The sequence below is a fragment of the Paenibacillus oryzae genome (assembly GCF_001675045.1).
GTDB classification, from domain to species: Bacteria; Bacillota; Bacilli; order Paenibacillales; family Paenibacillaceae; genus Pristimantibacillus; species Pristimantibacillus oryzae.
Map to the genome: position 1 here is coordinate 17432 of NZ_LYPA01000021.1, position 17092 is coordinate 34523.

The following is a 17092-nucleotide window of genomic DNA, read 5'->3' on the forward strand; positions in this document are numbered from 1 at the left end:
AATAAATAAATGGTTTCGGTTACTTTAGCTCCACCATCTCGTTTACATGTGTGCCTTCTGTATCTTTGCCAATCATTCGGTTAAACAGAAACTTCATCATCTTAAAGGCGTTGCCGGAATCCCAATATTCAGCGGTTTCGGCTTTTACCTTAATCAGGACGAGGTTAGGGTCGTCAATCGAGGTTTGCAGCAATTTTTCATACGCCGGGCTCCAGAATTGCTTCAGCTTTTCTTTGTCATTCACCAGTTCGGCCACGCCGCGAATAGAGACATAGGATTTCCCGGCATAAGCGACATTCACTTGCTTGTTATGGAGCAGCTCGTGGAACTTGCCTGTGTCTTTTTTGGTTAGAAACCACAGGTCGCCGTCAAACTCAACCTCCTGGGTTTTCATTGGCCTTGACACCAGCCCTTCAGGCGATACGGTTGTCAGCATGGCCGTTTCGATGCCTTTAATCAGAGACCGGACCTTTTCAATCGCTTCGTGGTTATCGGAGGTTGTATTCATACATGAAGTCACCTTTCAACAATAAATTTTTATTTAGTCTGCGCTAGCTGTCCATTGTCCATTCAAACCAATAAACTTTTGCGGCTTCTGTCGCTTGCAGCATGCTGCCGCTTATTTTGCAACCTGCGGTTGCAAATGGTGTTTTTTATTATTCAACCTGCCGTCGATACAACTGCCGGCTATTTTCTGCTACGATTTTTGCAGGCGGACATGCCTATTGGGGAGGATTAATTCATGCTGGATAATCAAAAAATCGGACGCACCATTCACCGTCTGCGAAAAGGCGCAAATATGACGCAATCGGAGCTTTCAGACCAACTGGGCATTAGCCACCAGGCCGTATCCAAATGGGAAAATGGCGAATGTCTGCCTGATATTGAAGTGTTGCTCCATCTCTCAAAAATGTTTGGTCTATCGGTCGAAGAGCTGTTGCTGGGTTCGCCGGAAACGGCCCATTTTTTAACTGAGGCGGCAATAGAGACACAGACAGCGACAGAAAATCAGATAAAGGCAGAAGCAGGGACAGGGGTAAGGTCGGAAACTAAGATAGAGTCAGATGCAGTAACTACGACAGAGGCGGAGACTGGAACAGAAGCTAAGTCAGAGATAAGGCTGGAGGCTAGTGCCGATGTCGGGGTGGAGCAAAGCTTATGGGGAGATATTTTAAGCGATCTTCAAGGTAAAATTAACTCTAAAAGCTATAATACATGGTTTTCGGGAGTGACCGGAAAAGTGGAGGGGAACACCTTGGTTATCACTTGTCACAATCCCTTTGGGAGGGAGTGGCTGCGCGGCAGATACTCCTTTATGATTGAAAAAGCGATAGAAGCAAGATGCGGCAAACCGGGATATAACATCGTTTTTCAGTCCAGATAATCTTTAAACAAAGCTTCATCTTCCACATTGCCGGATACGGGAACGTTGAACGTGCAATATAACAAGGGAGGTGTAGCCGGTGAACCGCCCGCTGGTCAAATACGTTATTTGTTTGGGAGCTTTTTTATCGAACCTGTCTGCCGGGATGTTTAACGTTTCATTACTGGATATTTCGTTGGATTTGAGCATTTTTCCAGCTTCGGCGCAGTGGGTGGTCAGCATTTATTTGCTTGTTATATCGGCGCTGCTGCCGATTATGGGCAAGCTTGGCGACCGTCTGGGGCGGCGCAAGGTCCATAATGTGGGGTTGTTCGCCTTTGCGGCAGGAGCGTTGGGATGCGCCCTGGCACCTAATGCCATGCTGCTATTGGGATTCCGGGCTGTTCAAGGAGTTGGCGCGGCTATGTATCAAGCGACCAATATGGCGTTGATCGTAGCTGTTTTTCCCAAGGAGCAGCGGGGCAGGGCGCTGGGACTTATGAGCACCTTTGTAGCCGCGGGCTCTATAGCTGGTCCCGCATTGGGCGGTTTTATCGTTCAATGGCGTTCCTGGGAAAGCAACTTCTGGCTGTTGGCTGGCGTAGCCGTCGTTGTAGGCGTGCTTGCGGAGCGTAGCATTCCAAGAGATACAGAAATAGCAGGAGGCAGCCTGGATATTGGAGGAGCGATTTATTTTGCCGCTTGCTTGACCACGCTTATGATAGCCCTTGATTTGGGAGGACGGTCATCCTTCCTGTCGCTTCCCGTGCTGCTGCTAACGGGGGTGTCCGTTCTTTCAGGAGCAGCACTCACCGTGCGTCAGCGATATCTCCGCAGGTTGAATGGCAGAGGCGGCCAAGCAAAGGTGCCGGATCATGCCGGTAACAGCCTTCTGCTGCTTGGCGACCGAAGATTCACATCGGGCATCGCCATTACGGTCATTACCTATATGGCGGCATTTGCGGCTCAGCTGGCTCTGCCGGCGGTTCTTCGGCTAGGGGGGATGGAGCCCGCCTGGATTGGGCTGACCATGATCGGTTATCCGCTTGCCCTGGTTATTGTCGCGCCGCTTAGCGGAGCAATCGCCGATCGAAAGGGACCACTCGGCATTATGACATACGGCTTGCTGCTGATGGCGGCAACGCTGGTTGTGCTGGGCCTGACAACTCCTGAGCCTGGGACAGGCTTTATTTTGCTCCCGATTGTACTGCTGGGCTGCTCCATGGGAATGATTACCTCGCCAAACACAAGTCTTGTCATGGGATTGGCGCCCAAAGCAAATCTGGGTATGGCAAGCAGCCTGCTTGCGCTGTCCCGGAATATCGGAATGATGTTTGGCACGGCGGCAGGCGGTATTGTCATCGGCAGCAGCAGCGGGTTTGTCGGGTCGGACATGAGCTATCGCGCTGTGTTCCTTGCATGCTCGGTAGCAGTGGCGCTGGTCTGCATCTTGTCGGCTTATGTCTATCGCCGCGCTGACAAAGCAAAGAGGACGACGGAGGTTGGCTGGCCCCGGCACTGATCCGGCGATTATCTACAATTAAACCGTTTCTACCAGTATTTTAGCAATGCTTGCGGAGGTTTACTTTGGTATACTTCGACAATCAGAGCTGAAGGAGGCTTTATAGTCTCGTGAAACGGATACGGGGTAGATTCGGTTTATTGGCTGCGGCTGCGGTTATGGCATGCGGCCTGTTTGCTCCGCGCGCCTGGGCTGGGCAAAAGGTTCCTTTTGTGGACATAGGGAGCAGCTATGCGCAAGCTTCCATCATACATCTCTATCAACAAAAAATAATGACAGGCACTTCCCTGACCGCATTTTCGCCCGACAAATTAATGACAAGAGCGCAATTATTGACCTCCCTGAACCGGATGCTCAAGCTGGAGCCCCTGTTTAGCCCGATCTCTCCGTTTAGCGATGTTCCGCGCGACGCCTGGTATTACGGTTGGGTTCAAGCGTCTGTTCAGCTGGAGCTGGCTAAGGGCACTTCTTCCACAAGGTTTTCGCCGGAGAAGGCAGTTACGCGTCAGGAAGCGGCGGTTTTGCTGGTCAATGCTCTAAAGCAAAACGATAGTGACGCTAACGCCAACGCCAGCACGATATTTGGGGACGGACAAGACATTGCGGAATGGGCCAAACCTGGGGTGGCCGCCGCTTACGAGCTGGGACTTATAAAAGGAGACGGAGCCGGAAATTTCCGGCCCGCCGATTCCATCACCCGGCAAGAGGCCGCGGTGCTTCTGGACCGCGTTTTGCAGAACGAGGCTTGGGCAGCAGAGCTTGACCGTTCCCGCGAGGAGAGGATCGTGATGGGCTGGAATTATGGGCAAACGACTGCACAATTTCAAGCCAATCTAGGGCAGTCCAATGTTAATACGTTATCGCCCAGATGGTATTTTGCCGACGGGGATGGCGCAATTGCGGATCAAACGGACTCAAGCCTAACCCTCTGGGCAAAAGGAAATGACAAAAAGGTGTGGGCGATGGTTGGGAATCGCGCTGACCAGGACGCAACGCATGAGATGTTATCCAATGCGGCGAGTCGGGAGCGTGCTGTTGAGGCGCTTACCGCTCTGGCGGTAAAGTACCGTTTGGACGGGCTTAACCTGGATTTTGAAAATGTAGCGCCGCAAGACCGGACGGTATTAACAACCTTTGTTGCTTCGCTTGCCCGGGGACTGCATGACAATGGAATGGTGTTGTCGGTAGACGTTTCTCCCGACCGCGATACGGACTGGACGGAGGCCTTTGATTATGCGGCTCTTGGCCGCCAGGCGGATTACATCGTGCTTATGGGCTATGACGAGCATTATAGCGGCAGCCCGATACCGGGACCCAATGCCTCGTTGCCCTATGTTCAAAAGGCCGTTAACAGGCTGCTGCAAGCGGTATCCGCTGACAAAATCATTCTGGCCTTGCCCTTCTACAACCGGGAATGGACGCCGGAGCAGCCGGGAGCGCTTCGCTCATCGCGGTTTATATCGCTTCAAGAGCAAAATGAGCTGGTGATCCGGCATTCCGCCAAGCCGGTATGGGATGCTGAGCTAGGACAATACATGGTTAGCTACATGGACGGTTCTGTGATGCGGAAGCTATGGCTGGAGGAAGGCCGATCCCTATCGGCCAAATACCGGCTGGCTATCGACAAGGGGCTGGCCGGGGTTGCTTATTGGTACATTGGCGGGGAAAGCCCCGATATTTGGGCCAGTCTAAGGAATACCGAAACCTATGCGCAGTACTCATTCTCATCATAAACTCTGAATACCTCTCATCTATGAAAAAGGGTGTTTCCGCTTTGTCGCCGCCGACAATGGAAACACCCTTTTACATACAATGATATCAGCCGCAGTGAAGCCGCTTAATTGCCATCGAAATGGTTGATCAAGGCTAATGCTTCTTCGTGATCCGGTTCAGCCTCTAACAATTGGCGCGTATAGCTTAAGCCTTCATCATCCATTCCCAGCTCGAAGCAGCAAATGGCCAGGCAATAATAAAGAGTGGATACAACGTCATCGGGGTCTTCTTGAATCGCAATTTCCAGAAACCGTTTGGATTCCTCGTACCTGTCCATTTCAAACAAAAGCAACCCTGCATCAAGCGCGATGCCGTACTTTTGCTGCATGACATAAAACGATGCCCACATGCTCTCTATGCCTTGAAGCAAATCCATTTTTTCTTCATCGTTGGCATCAACCAGCAGACTGGAAATGCGCTTGCTGCTTTGAGAGAACAGCTCCACGTCGAAGCCTCCCAGACGCCAAAAGCTTAGCAGCTCGGACAGGACCATGCTCTCCAGATGTTTATCTACCCATTCCTTCAGGTTATAAAAATCGTCCGGGCCAAACCGCTCAACGAAGCGGCGATAGGCCAAGCGGGTTTGAACATACGTCATTGGCGAGTCAAGCTGCAGGATGCAGCCTACATTTATATTTTTGTAATGATGGGAGGGGAATAAGGAAAGGCCTCCGTTCATTTCCGCTACATGTCCGATAGCATGGTAATTGGCCGTTACCGAGAAGCTGCCATGCAGAATTAGTTCAGGCGGCTCCGCAAATTTAAAGCAGTCCAGCAGGTGGTCTCCTTTGTCTGCTGTCAGGAGAAGATATCCGGCTTGTGACAGACCGTTTAACACATCCAGACAAGCCAGCGCCTTGACGGGAAACAAGATGTGAGAGTCCTCCAGCTGCTCCCGATAAAGGGCGATGGTATCCCGGTAAGGGTAGCTTTCCTGCTCGTATTCCGGCGCGCGCCGGTGAGTATAGCTCAAAGAAATTTGACGCAGCTGCTCGGAAGGCTTCAAAGCTTCGGCGCCTTCGGGAAGCTCGGCAAATACATCTGTTTCATATACGCGGCCTTCGCCTATATATAGCAGCTCCTGCGGAATACCGTCAAAAAAGTAATTGGCGACGATAATTAAAGGCTGCTTCAAATCGCCTCCGCTAATGATTTCGCCAGATACGGCCAGCTTCAGCTCGGTATCCTGAACGGCGTCAAATCGCGCAAAGTCAAGAATGCCTTCGGCTATAAAGGATTGAAGAGCCGGATGTGTTTGCCAAGCTGTGACATTATTAATGGCCAGGTCTGTCATGATGTACTGAAAGGGCGGCAATGGAATGGCCGCGTATTGAATCAGGCGGCAAAGCTCCTGCAGCACATGAAGGGCGAAGCGGCCTGCTCCTGCCCCAAGCTCCACGATTCGTACGGCTTCCGAGCAATTGCTTTTGCCCGCCTGATCTTGCAGAAGTCCAAAAATCATCTCTGCATATGCCGTGCCAATCATAGGGTTGCAGGTTATAAATTGCGGAACCTGGTCATTGTTCCAGGCTTTCAGGCCCTCTTCTTCGTAATACGCCCGGTTGATATCCCAGATCGGGGATTCGCTGTAGCGGTAACGCTGTTTTTTGGTAACTGCCATGTTTATGTATCCTGCTCTCTTTGAATGGTTAACTGCCTATCTATTTATTATGATCCTGTCTCTTATCTATCATAACCTTAAATGATAAAAGTGAAAGCAAAAAAACAGAAGCCAACGAAGGCTCCTGTTCCGTTTGAAAAATAAAAAAACCTCTATCAGGAGGCATACAAAATAAAGTTGTGTCCGCAGACACAATGTGTTATGATGTAAAATGAATTTCATTTATTTAAAAATACACAGTTTAATCGCATCTTATTTACAATCTAATCTTACCATGCTGCTTTATGTTTTGTCAAACTTTTTTTTTGACGCCGGGCATGGCCCGTAGAGGCAAGCGGTCTTTTTTGAGGTTTTCTCAACGACCATTAAAGGAGTGGGCTGAAGAATGATCAACGCAGAGGACTGGAAGAAGGAAGAGGAAAGACTGAAGCGGGTGACGGAGAAGCTGGCATCGGATCTTGCTGAGCTGGAGCCGGAGGTTTCCGGGCTGAATGCGCAGGTCGTCGATTTTCGCAGGCAATTCTGGGATGAGGTCACGGTCAATACGAGCACGCATGAGGATTTTGAAGAAACCTTCTACAGCATCAGACAGCAGGAGGCCTTGCTTTCGGAACGTGAGCGAAGTCATGCTCTGCGGGTGCGGCAGTGGAAGAGCATGAAGCGGCTTCAGGAATCGCCTTATTTCGGAAGGATTGATTTCCGCGAGGAGGGGCTGGAAGAGACGGAACAGGTCTACATCGGGGTTTCTTCCTTTCTTGATTCCGATGGCATGAATTTTCTTATTTATGACTGGAGAACTCCGATAGCCAGCATGTATTACGATTTTGAGCCGGGTCCGGCAGATTATGATACCCCGGGCGGCCATATAAAAGGAATGATTGACCTCAAGCGGCAATACCAAATTGCAGGCGATCATTTGCAGAACGTTTTTGACACGAGTTTGACGATAGGCGATGAAGTGCTGCAGCAGGCCCTTGGCAAAGGCTCCGATAATGTCATGAAAAGCATCGTGGCGACGATCCAAAAGGAGCAAAACGCCATTATTCGGGATGATCAAAGCCGAATGCTTATTGTGCAGGGAGTGGCGGGAAGCGGAAAAACGTCCGCCGCCCTTCAGCGGGTGGCGTACCTGCTGTATAAGCACCGCGAGCGGTTAAAGGCCGATCAAATTGTATTATTTTCGCCTAATCCGATGTTCAATAGTTATGTATCGACCGTTCTTCCCGAGCTTGGCGAAGAAAATATGCTGCAGATGACGTTCCAGGAATATCTGGATCATTGGCTTGGAGAAGCTTTTGCGGTCGAGGATTCCTTCGATCAGATGGAATATGTTCTGTCGCGCTGCAACGATCCCGATTATGAGGCCCGATTGGCAGCCATCCAGTTCAAGGCCTCGGAGCGGTATTTGCAGGCTCTTCAGCATTATGTGAAGGGACTCCAGCGAGAGGGCATGCGGTTTAACGCGATAACCTTCCGGGAGCGGGAGCTTATTTCGGCAGAAGCCATGCGCAATACATTTTACAGCTATGATCCGGCGGTCGATTTGAGCAATCGCATTGCGATGCTGGAGGATTGGCTGCTGCGCGAGCTGTCTGCGCTGGAAGCGGCGGAGCGCGAGGAGCCTTGGGTGCGGGATGAGCTGGACTATCTCGACAAGGATCATTATGCGGCGGCTTATCGCAAGCTTCATAAGGAGGCGCGGGTTTTTACCTTTACGGAGCAATACGAGGGGGCAAGCGATCAGGAGCGTGAATTGGACGAAGGGCAGTTTGATTATGGAGATCGCGAGGAAGAGCTGCTGCGCCGGATGGTGGTTAAGGAGCAATTCAAGCCGCTTAGGAGAAGCGTCAGGGAAAAGCGGTTTGTGGATATGCTCGGCCTCTATCGGCAACTATTCGAGGGGGAGGAGTCGTTCCAAAGAATGACTGGCGAAGCCGGGGTTCCGCAAGCCCATTGGCCAACGATATGCAGGCAGACCATCGCCAAGCTGAATCGGGGAGAACTATTTTATGAGGATGCCACTCCGTATCTTTATGTAAAAGAGCTGGTTGAGGATACCCGGACAAATACACAGATCCGTCATGTGTTTGTGGATGAAGGCCAAGATTATTCCATGTTTCAATATGCGTTTCTGAAAAAATTGTTCCCCCGGGCCAAAATGACGGTGCTGGGCGATTTCAGCCAGGCCATCTTTGTCCAATCCACAGAGCTGCATGGCGAGGCTTCGCCGCTTGTTGCGCTATACGGGGAAGCGGAAACCAGATGGTTTACGCTGCTTCGGGGATATCGGTCAACCCGGGAAATCGTGGAGTTTACGAAAAGCCTGCTAATTCAGGCTAAGGATGTTGTTCCGTTTAACCGAAGCGGCAATAAGCCGATACTTTACCGCGTGACAACGAACGAGGAAAGAGTGGCCGGAATCAAGGAGCATTTGGAAGCGTTGCGTGCGGAGGGGCATCACTCTATCGGGATCATTACTAAAACGATGGCCGAAAGTCAGGGGGCATTCCATTCTTTGACGAATGCAGGCTGCCAAGGGCTAAAGCTTGTAACCAAAACTACGCCAACCTTCGAAAAAGGCGCGCTTGTGCTTCCCGCTTATTTGGCCAAAGGCGTGGAGTTTGACGCTGTCATTCTTTACGATGCTTCTTCGGATACGTATGGCCGGGAAAGCGAACGCAAGCTATTTTATACGGCGTGTACGCGGGCCATGCATAGGCTGACGCTTTATACGGCGAGCGAGTGGAGTCCTTTTATTGAAAAGGTGGATCGCTCCTTGTATGAAGAAGATGGTATGAAGAATACGATCAGCTAGTAAGAAGCAAATCCAGCGGGCCGCAAGCGGATAAGTAATAGCAGGCTGAATGTAAAGCGGCATTAAAATGTACGGCAGAGCCCCTCGCTTAAGGCGATCGGGGCTCTTTTCTTATTTTTACCCACCTATCCGCGTCCGCCTTTTTTTCGGCTTATTGAGGAGATTTTCAAGAAGCGCTTCTTAGGCTAGGGGGTTTGCTTTATCAAGCACAATAAGGTAAGCTACATATATCTATAATGGTTTAAATGTTTAAACCTTTAATCGCAACGAGGAGGCAATTGCAGCAATGGGAAAACAAGCAGTTGAGATTTTTCGGGAATGCCTGCCTATTCTTCAAACGTTAAGCGATGAGCATCGTCAGGATATTTTACTTCTTCTATCTGAAAACGGAAGAATGACGGTAAACGAAATTACCGGACGGCTCACGTTGTCGCGTCCTGCTGTGTCGCATCACTTGAAGCTGCTGAGGAATGCAGGAGTCGTAAACGTGGAGCAGGAAGGGACTCTGCGTTATTATCATTTATCCATGCAGGAATCTATATCATTACTTAGAAAATTGCTGACTTCTTTGGAGCAGGACTGTCTATAAGGAGCTTGTAAACAATCATTCATTCGGAGGTGTACGATATGAAAGAATGGACTGCCGTCCAAGTGGAAGAGATGCTGAAGGGGCATCGCGACCGTTTCGATACGGGTTATACACGGGATATTTCCTTTCGCATCGACCAATTGGATAAGCTGTATGAGGCTATCAAGCGGCATGAAGCCGGCATTACGGAGGCCTTATTTCGCGATCTCGGAAAAAGCGAGTTTGAAGCCTATGCAACCGAAATCGGATATACTCTGCAGAGCATTCGTTATCTCCGCAAAAATGTGAAAAAGTGGGCAAAGCCGCGCAAGGTCAAAACACCATTTTACCACGCGTTCACGAAAAGCTACATCCATAAGGAGCCTTATGGAACGGTGCTTATCGTCGGGCCGTTTAATTACCCGTTTCAATTGTTAATTGAACCGTTGATCGGAGCAATCGCCGCAGGAAACAGCGTAGTTCTGAAGCCATCGGAAAATACGCCCCATGTTGCGGCAGCCGTTCGCAAGCTAATTGAAGAAACGTTCGAAGAAACGTATGTTACCGTTATCGAAGGAGAGAAGCAGACCACTTCCGCTCTCATTCATGCAAAATTTGATTATATCTTTTTTACGGGAAGCGTGCCTGTTGGCAGAATTGTAATGGAGGCCGCAGCCAAAAATCTGGTCCCCGTCACGCTGGAGCTTGGTGGAAAAAGTCCGGTGATCGTAGAGCAGTCGGCTAATATCGCTGTTGCGGCCAAGCGTATCATCTGGGGCAAGCTGCTTAACACAGGCCAAACCTGTATCGCTCCGGACTATGTGCTGGCGCATGAGTCCATTAAAGAGGCTTTGATGAAGGAAATGAAAGCGGCGATTATCAGCTTCTATGGAGCTGACGCCAGCCAAAGCGGCGATTACGGCCGTATCGTCAATCAGCGGCAATTCGATCGTCTGGCGTCCATTCTAGAGGGTGACCGGGCCAATATCCGTTATGGCGGGAAAGTTGACCGCGATAAGCTGTACATCGAGCCAACGCTGCTTGAGACGGCCTCTTGGGATGACGCAGCCATGCAGGACGAAATTTTTGGCCCTATTTTGCCCGTGTTGGGCTACAGCAGACTTGAAGAGGCAATACGCACTATTAATGCTCGCCCGAAGCCGCTTGCGTTATATTTGTTTACCGAACAGGACAGCGTCAAAAAAGAGGTGCTGGAACGGGTATCCTTTGGCGGCGGATGTATTAACGAAACGATCATTCATGCGGCCAATCATAATCTGCCGTTTGGCGGTGTGGGCAATGCGGGTATAGGCGCTTATCATGGCAAATACAGCTTCGACCTGTTCTCTCACGCCAAAAGCGTCATGGCTAAAAGCACTAGAGTGGACTTGAAGGTCTTATTCCCGCCTTATGGCGACAAAGCGAAGCTGATTCGCAAAGTAATGAGATAACGGCAAAACGTATAGATTACCGCAAGTTCAGCTTTTCTTGAATTTTGTCCTCGTATTCGGCGAAGGCTCCGGTGGAGGTCCAGCCTCGTTCCGACATTAGCGTCTGGTAACGAAGCTTTTTGGCGGACAGCTCGCGCTCCAGCCCTTGGCGCTCGCTATCGCTTTTGCAGGCGGCGATCAGATCGCCCAGCGTGAGCATGTCCTTGCGCAGCTGCATCTCCTCCGGCAGCACGCCAGCATTTTTCAGCAGCCGATAGCTGATCCGAAGCTCCTCGGGAACACCCTCCAGCTCGTCCGGCGGAAGCGGCTTGCCTTTGCCGGGCAAATTCTGGAATTCTCCGCGCCTCTCCGCTTCCTTTATTCTTTCTTCTGCAATGAGACGAAAAATGTCCATGTTTTCATCATCTCCCTTGTACTATTTTAACATATACCTTCTCCCATCAGATCTCCTTTCATTTAAGAGACAGGGCCCATTTCCATCATCCATAAAATGGATTATTATTAATACAGGTGCTAATGTTCGGCAAACGCTAGGGATTAAGCTGCAATTGTAATGAGCAATATAGAGGATGGAGAAAAAACAGGAGAGTGCTGCCATGATCATCGGTGTGCCCAAGGAAATTAAAAATAATGAATTTCGGGTTGGCATGACACCCGCCTCCGCTCATGCCTATTCCGTCCACGGACATCAGGTCTGGATTGAAAGCGGAGCGGGCGAAGGCAGCGGCTTTAGCGATGGGCAATATGTTGATGCCGGTGCGGTTATCGTGCAGGATGCGGCTAAGGCATGGTCGGCGGAAATGGTCGTTAAGGTGAAGGAGCCTCTGCCGGAGGAATACGGTTATTTTCACGATGGACTGATTCTGTTTACGTATCTTCATCTTGCGCCTGAGCTTGAGCTGACCAAAGCGCTTCTTCAGCATCGCGTATCCGCCGTAGCGTATGAAACTATTCAGTTGGACAACAAGTCGCTCCCGCTGCTAATGCCGATGAGCGAGGTAGCGGGCAGGATGTCGATCCAGATCGGCGCGCATTTCCTGGAAAAATCGGCGGGCGGAAAAGGCGTCCTGTTGAGCGGAGTGCCTGGCGTCAGGCCAGCGAAGGTTGCCATTGTGGGCGGCGGAATTGTGGGCACCAACGCAGCGAGAATGGCGATGGGCGCGGGGGCGGACGTTACGCTGCTGGATATTAGCGCGGATCGTTTGCGGGAGCTGGACGATCAATTTGGGGGCAGGCTGAAGACGCTGGCGAGCAATCCCCATAATTTGGCCCAGGCCGTCAGAGAAGCTGATTTGCTTGTCGGCGCAGTGCTTGTGCCCGGTGCGCGTGCGCCAAAAATAGTGACGGCCGATATGGTCAAGGCTATGGAGCCGGGCTCTGTTATCGTGGATGTGGCAATTGATCAAGGCGGCTCCATTGAAACGATCGACCGCATAACAACTCATGCCAATCCCACCTACGAACGTTTCGGCATCATTCATTATTCCGTAGCCAACATGCCGGGCGCTGTTCCCCATACGTCCACGCTCGCCTTGACCAATGTAACGACGCCCTACGGACTGATCCTTGCCGATCACGGGTTAAAAAAAGCCGTTTCGGGAAATTCGGCCTTATCCAGAGGACTGAATGTGGCGGGAGGCCATGTGACATGCCCGGCCATTGCCGAAGCGCATGGATTTCCAGCAGTAGCGGTAGAGGATGCAATCTGAGCTACTGGTGCTTGCGACGCCATTCATTAGCCTCGCGAAGCACCTCGCTTCCGCCCGACTCCATAAAGGCTTGCACGAAGTCCTCAAATTCCTCCAGTGGTTTTTCGCCCGTTATAAAAGAGATATATGCTTTATTTTTCAGCTTGATCAGTTGAGCGGCATTTTGAATGAGAGAGGGAGTAGAGATTTCCAGCGCATTGTAGATGCCGTTTGTGTCCAGCCCCAGAGTGGCGGCCCATTGCTCACGCCGTTCCGTCTCCGGCAGAGGAACCGTCATGCCTATATTGGAGCCGATCTGATTCTGATAGCCGAAAATTTGATTGTAGGGAGGGAGCACGATTACATCCTTGCGGGAGCTGTCGGCCCATTCCCAGTGCTTGCCCTGCACCCCATAATGCATGGACGTGTATTCATCTGGATCGGGATTGGCGCTGACGTAATCTAACACTTCAAGAATTTTGGCCAGCTTTCCGGGCTCCTTGGCGGCATTTGCCCCAATCGCGGTAAAGCTCATCAGCAAATCATAGGCTTTGGAGCCTCGCTTGCCCCCAGGCCCGGTGAATGGATCGCCGAAGACGACTTTGGCCTGCGGATTTTTGGCAGTCAGCTCCTTGACGTTAAATGTAGCGGTTGACGGGTTTTCTTCCGTTGCGGACTGCCCATTGCTGCTCCAGGCCATATAATCCCCGTTCTGAATCCAATGGTAGTAGTTGCCCATGGAGGTCATGCCGATTCTGCCTTCAATGAAGGCGTGGGACAAATGCTTGTATCCGCCTTTGTTTTCCCCGGTAATAAACTCCGGATCAATGACGCCATCCTTGTACCATTTGCGCAGATAGCGCAAGGCCTCCTTCATCTCCGGCTCCAGCGCCCCGATTACAAGGCCCGTATCCTTTTCCGCAAAATAAAGCTGATCGGCAAACACGATTTGCCCAAACGCTCCGAACACAACGTTCATGCCTTCAATGGACAAGCCATAGGTATCCTTCAATCCGTTGCCGTCGGGATCGCCGTTGGCAAACGCATAAATAACCTCTTCGAATTGCTCCAGCGTTTCCGGCGTTTGCAGCCCCAGCTTCTCCAGCCAGTCCTGCCGGTAAACGACCGGTATGCGATAAATGTTTGTAGGATTAACGACGGGGATGCCATAATAGGCTCCATCGATTGTGCCATAGTCCAAGTAGGAGGGAGCATAATCCTGAATTGCCTTCATGATATTGGGAGCATGCTTCATAAGCAGATCCTTCGGAATTTCCGCAAGCAGTCCCTGGCGCTGATATTTCAAAAGGTCCTGGTGCCGTCTGACCCGGAATAAATCGGGAATTTCGCCTTGAGCCAGCCTTAGCTCCAGCAGCGCTTCGTACTTATTGTTCTCTAAATTCCATATATCCAGATCAACATTGAATTTGCCCTCAACATAAGCAACCATCTCCGCATCGCTTGGCACCGGCAAATTTTGATACATCGTCCATGTAATATGGTATGGCGGAGCTTCCGAAGCAGCGGAAGACTGCGAAGGGTTGGCGCTGAAGGAGGAGGGCGGGCCCGCCTGAATTGCGCATCCGCTTAGGAGGAGAGCGAGGGCAAGAAAAAGCCCGATTTTTTTGCCGATAAAAGGGTATAAGTCCATGACGCTGCGACCATCCTTATCTTTGCTGTTTGAAAAGCGTAACGTTTCAAAATCGTCCTGCAACTATGGCAGTCTGAGGGGGGAGGAATGCGTTTGTATCCATCTCTTAGGCTTCCAGAGCGCTATGGCGCAGGTAGCTGCCTGGCGTGCAGCCGTAAGCCTCCTTGAACTTTTTAATGAAATAAGCGACCGTTGCGTATCCTACCTCTCCTGCCACCTGCTCGATTGTCATCGTATTGCTTTCAATAAGCTCCTTGGCCCGTTCCATGCGGCTGCTGGTGACGTATTCCGTATAGGTCACGCCCGTTTCTTCTTTAAAAAGCTTGCTCAAATATTTGGGGCTAATAAACGCTTTGGCGGCAACGGCATCCAGGGACAAATCCTGTGACAGATTGCCCAGAATATATTGTTTGGCTGCTTCGACGCTGGAGGTTGAGCGGTCGTTGTTTCTTTTCTCCATCTGCTCCATATACGTTGTGATGGCTTCAACAAGCCAATCCCGAAAAACGAAGATATCATGCTTTTTTTCATATTGATGATAGTAATCCAACGCGCCTCCAGCGGGCGGCTGATAACGGACGCTTTTTAAGCATTCGCTGAATACAAAAACGGTATTTGCCATAATGTAATGGCAATAGTCGGCAGAATAATGGCCTTCGCGCATGTGGGAGACTAGCTGTTCAACTGCGGATAAGGTTTCAGGAAGCTGGCGCGCATGCAGCTTCTCTCTAAAGCGGATCAGCAGCGGCTGCGGAATTTCTTCGATACTGCTCTCCCGGGACAGCAGCCCGATATCCTTCAGAATGGATGACTCAGGATAGAAATAGCCATATTTCATAAGTGTGACGGCTTCCTTATAGCTTTGGTGAACGTCCATAATGTCTGATACCGGGGAGCCCCAAGACAGTTGAAGCTGCATTTGGACATGCTGCTGCCCAGCCGCCAAAACATAGCGGGACAGGTGCTCCAACAGCTCATCCTCATTCCGCTCGGAAAACAGCAGCACGGCTATCTTTTTGTCCGGCAGCTCTTGGGCGATGATGCGGGCGTCCGGCAGGGACAAAGCCTCCAGTTGGTTAATAATTCCGTACATCATGTATTGCAAATTGCGGAAATCCAGCTTGGCCAAAGCCTCGCCGGAGTGCACGATCATGCAGCAATAGCTGGGGTACTCCCGGTCAATGCTCAGAAATTGAAGCTCCTCCGCCAATTTTTCGCGAGTGTAGCTATTGTTGAGCAGGTTCAGCACCACATTATGCCGAATGGCCAAGCTGTTGGCCTGAAGCGTCTCCTCCAGGCTGCTTACTTTATCGTTAAGACGGGAAAAAGCGGAGTCAATAAGCCGAAATTCGTTGCCCGAGGGGTCGGTCATATGGCCGGATAACCCTCTGATTTTTCCCGCCAGCCGTTTGATCGGGCGATAGGTGGCCCTGGCAAATATGGCGGACAGCAGGATGCCAATCGCAATCGCGGCTATTCCAATGCCAAGCACCAGCTTTTGCACAAAAATCGACTTTTGGTAAAACAGATGGGAAGGCACGGCGCTGTATAGCTTCCAATCCACGGAATTAAAGGCCTGATAGGAAACGAACTGCTGAACGCCGTTTATGGAATCGTTAAAGCTGCCGGCTTTTTCCTTTGCCAGAATCGTCTTGAAGATGCTTGCGCTGTAAGCGGCGCTCATCGCCGATGCTTCTTGGCCGTGATCATTGATGGGATTTCCGTAGGCGTCGAGCACAAACGTCCCCCTATAGCTTAAGGACAACTTATCCGCCAAGATGGCATTAATCGCGCTTTCCTTCACATCGATTGCAATAATGAGCTCGCTGTTTGCGCCTGAAGCCTGGTAAGGATAACCGTGTGCGTACGTTAGCAAAGCCTCGCCTTTTCCGCCGGACAAGCTGGAGAAGATATCCTGCGGCACTAGGCGGACCGGGGTCCAGAGACTATTTTGCTTATTGCTCCTCATACCGCCCACCCAGTCCGCAAAATAGGGATAGCTGTTTCCTTGGTCAACGTTGAAGACAAGTCCATAGAGGGATGAAATCATTCTGTTTTGGCCGGGGCTATAGAGATGCACCGCATGAATGATATCGGAGTTGCCGGTTACCTTTGATTTGAGCACTTCTTGAAGCTCGAGCGCCTTGCTGGGGCTGCTTGCAAAGGAAGCATCCGCAAACGCGCGGACATCCGCTGTTTTATTCAACGATAAATCCAGATAAATTTGCTTCACCCGCTGAAGCACTGATGTTTCAATGGTTTGGGCGGCATTGGCCAGCACAAGCTGGTTTCTATTGCGCAGCTCTTCCTTATAGGCGCCGGAAAAATAAACATAAAAGGCCGAACAAAGAAGAAGCACGATAACAAGCACGATGGATATATAGGAAACAGCCAGGTTGGCCAATATCGAGCTCCATTTTTTCACTCTGCTTCTCTCCCATCCTCAAATATCTATCTAACAGGATAAGACATTCCGATTAACTCCATTCCCTTAAAAGATTAAATGAATGTAAAGAAAGCGCTGCTGGAGTAATAACCGTTTCGGGTAGTTTTTTGGTATAATAGCCTCTCGGAATTAGAGCCGGGCTAAAGGGGTGGAAGTGGGGGCGACGAATCTGTGGAGCTGGAAATCCTGGAATA

General features: G+C 50.6%; 12 protein-coding genes. 7 read left to right on the forward strand and 5 right to left on the reverse strand.

What is annotated here, in order from left to right:
* Window positions 1-19: 19 nt before the first annotated feature.
* Window positions 20-508 carry a pyridoxamine 5'-phosphate oxidase family protein gene (locus A7K91_RS00690; protein ID WP_068678664.1) on the reverse strand — a complete coding sequence of 163 codons (489 nt, stop codon included), beginning with the start codon at window positions 506-508 and terminating at the stop codon, window positions 20-22.
* Window positions 509-742: 234 nt separating this feature from the next.
* Between A7K91_RS00690 and A7K91_RS00695 the strand changes: the two genes are divergently transcribed.
* From A7K91_RS00695 to A7K91_RS00705, 3 genes are all read left to right on the forward strand, one after another.
* Complete coding sequence (locus A7K91_RS00695) at window positions 743-1384, forward strand: helix-turn-helix domain-containing protein (protein ID WP_068678666.1); 642 nt, start codon at window positions 743-745, stop codon at window positions 1382-1384.
* 79 nt (window positions 1385-1463) lie between these two features.
* Window positions 1464-2885: an MFS transporter gene (locus tag A7K91_RS00700; protein WP_068678667.1), complete on the forward strand. Its 1422-nt coding sequence runs from the start codon at window positions 1464-1466 to the stop codon at window positions 2883-2885.
* 110 nt (window positions 2886-2995) lie between these two features.
* Entirely contained in the window at window positions 2996-4618 is a 1623-nt protein-coding gene (locus A7K91_RS00705) for an S-layer homology domain-containing protein (protein ID WP_082967152.1), read from the forward strand.
* A 104-nt stretch (window positions 4619-4722) separates the two neighbouring features.
* On the opposite strand, the gene A7K91_RS00710 is transcribed toward A7K91_RS00705, so the two are convergent.
* Window positions 4723-6279 (reverse strand): tetratricopeptide repeat protein, encoded by a 1557-nt coding sequence (locus A7K91_RS00710; RefSeq protein WP_068678669.1) that lies wholly within the window; start codon window positions 6277-6279, stop codon window positions 4723-4725.
* A 385-nt stretch (window positions 6280-6664) separates the two neighbouring features.
* Here A7K91_RS00710 and helD point away from each other — a divergent pair, with 385 nt between their 5' ends.
* The 3 genes from helD (at window position 6665) to A7K91_RS00725 (ending at window position 11113) form a co-directional block, all read left to right on the forward strand.
* Window positions 6665-9094 carry an RNA polymerase recycling motor HelD gene (helD, locus tag A7K91_RS00715; protein WP_068678671.1) on the forward strand — a complete coding sequence of 810 codons (2430 nt, stop codon included), beginning with the start codon at window positions 6665-6667 and terminating at the stop codon, window positions 9092-9094.
* Between the two features lie 286 nt (window positions 9095-9380).
* Entirely contained in the window at window positions 9381-9683 is a 303-nt protein-coding gene (locus A7K91_RS00720; protein ID WP_068678673.1) for an ArsR/SmtB family transcription factor, read from the forward strand.
* Window positions 9684-9721: 38 nt separating this feature from the next.
* Window positions 9722-11113: an aldehyde dehydrogenase gene (locus tag A7K91_RS00725; RefSeq protein WP_068678675.1), complete on the forward strand. Its 1392-nt coding sequence runs from the start codon at window positions 9722-9724 to the stop codon at window positions 11111-11113.
* Window positions 11114-11129: 16 nt separating this feature from the next.
* On the opposite strand, the gene A7K91_RS00730 is transcribed toward A7K91_RS00725, so the two are convergent.
* Complete coding sequence (locus A7K91_RS00730) at window positions 11130-11507, reverse strand: DnaJ family domain-containing protein (RefSeq protein ID WP_068678677.1); 378 nt, start codon at window positions 11505-11507, stop codon at window positions 11130-11132.
* Between the two features lie 202 nt (window positions 11508-11709).
* Here A7K91_RS00730 and ald point away from each other — a divergent pair, with 202 nt between their 5' ends.
* Window positions 11710-12822: an alanine dehydrogenase gene (gene ald, locus A7K91_RS00735; RefSeq protein ID WP_068678679.1), complete on the forward strand. Its 1113-nt coding sequence runs from the start codon at window positions 11710-11712 to the stop codon at window positions 12820-12822.
* Between the two features lies 1 nt (window position 12823).
* Here the strand turns inward: ald and A7K91_RS00740 are convergent, their stop codons facing one another.
* Both A7K91_RS00740 and A7K91_RS00745 read right to left on the reverse strand, forming a co-directional pair.
* Window positions 12824-14452, reverse strand: a complete 1629-nt coding sequence (locus A7K91_RS00740) for an extracellular solute-binding protein (RefSeq protein WP_068678681.1) — start codon at window positions 14450-14452, stop codon at window positions 12824-12826.
* A gap of 106 nt (window positions 14453-14558) precedes the next feature.
* Window positions 14559-16877, reverse strand: coding sequence for a helix-turn-helix domain-containing protein (locus A7K91_RS00745; RefSeq protein ID WP_068678683.1), 2319 nt, complete (start codon window positions 16875-16877; stop codon window positions 14559-14561).
* Window positions 16878-17092: the final 215 nt, after the last annotated feature.

Bases quoted from the DNA above. Each gene is read 5' to 3' on its own strand.
- A7K91_RS00730 (WP_068678677.1), bottom strand. From the start codon at position 11,507: ATGGACATTTTTCGTCTCATTGCAGAAGAAAGAATAAAGGAAGCGGAG.
- A7K91_RS00725 (WP_068678675.1), top strand. From the start codon at position 9,722: ATGAAAGAATGGACTGCCGTCCAAGTGGAAGAGATGCTGAAGGGGCAT.
- A7K91_RS00720 (WP_068678673.1), top strand. From the start codon at position 9,381: ATGGGAAAACAAGCAGTTGAGATTTTTCGGGAATGCCTGCCTATTCTT.
- A7K91_RS00710 (WP_068678669.1), bottom strand. From the start codon at position 6,279: ATGGCAGTTACCAAAAAACAGCGTTACCGCTACAGCGAATCCCCGATC.
- ald (WP_068678679.1), top strand. From the start codon at position 11,710: ATGATCATCGGTGTGCCCAAGGAAATTAAAAATAATGAATTTCGGGTT.
- A7K91_RS00690 (WP_068678664.1), bottom strand. From the start codon at position 508: ATGAATACAACCTCCGATAACCACGAAGCGATTGAAAAGGTCCGGTCT.
- A7K91_RS00740 (WP_068678681.1), bottom strand. From the start codon at position 14,452: ATGGACTTATACCCTTTTATCGGCAAAAAAATCGGGCTTTTTCTTGCC.
- A7K91_RS00695 (WP_068678666.1), top strand. From the start codon at position 743: ATGCTGGATAATCAAAAAATCGGACGCACCATTCACCGTCTGCGAAAA.
- helD (WP_068678671.1), top strand. From the start codon at position 6,665: ATGATCAACGCAGAGGACTGGAAGAAGGAAGAGGAAAGACTGAAGCGG.